A 616-nucleotide genomic window follows, 5' to 3' on the forward strand; every position below is an offset into this window, starting at 1 on the left:
AAGTCGCGCAAGACATCGCGGAAGTCGGCGGAGTACACCACCAGCGGGTTCCGCTTCCGCGACGGCCGGCTGACCCTGGCGAAGATGGCGGACCCGCTGGACATCGTGTGGTCCCGGCCGCTGCCCGCGGGGGTGAAGCCGTCCACGGTGACCGTGTCGCAGGACGCGGCCGGACGCTGGTACGTCTCGCTGCTGTGCGAGGACCCCCACGTCACACCGCTCCCCGCCACCGACCGCGCCATCGGAATCGATGTCGGCCTCAACCACCTGCTGACCCTGTCCACCGGTGAGAAGATCGCCAACCCCCGGCACGAGCGCCGCGACCGCGCCCGGCTGGCCAAGGCTCAGCGGGGGCTGTCCCGCACGGCCAAGGGCGACGGACCCAACCGCCGTAAAGCCCGGCGCAAGGTCGCCACAATCCACGCCCGGATTGCCGACCGGCGCCGGGACATGCTCCACAAGCTGACCACTGGTCTCGTGCGTGACAATCAAACGCTCGTGATCGAGGACCTGACCGTGCGCACCATGGTCAAAAACCACACCCTCGCCCGGGCCATCTCGGACGCGAGCTGGGGCGAGTTCCGCTCGATGCTGGAGTACAAGGCTGCCTGGTACG

1 protein-coding gene is annotated in these 616 nt (G+C 69.0%); it reads left to right on the forward strand.

What is annotated here, in order from left to right; translation table 11 throughout:
* On the forward strand, window positions 1-616 hold a 616-nt coding region (locus tag ACTWQR_RS55945), incomplete at both ends, for an RNA-guided endonuclease InsQ/TnpB family protein (protein ID WP_443235047.1).

Source organism: Streptomyces sp. 2A115 (genome assembly GCF_052245575.1).
Classification (GTDB): Bacteria; Actinomycetota; Actinomycetes; order Streptomycetales; family Streptomycetaceae; genus Streptomyces.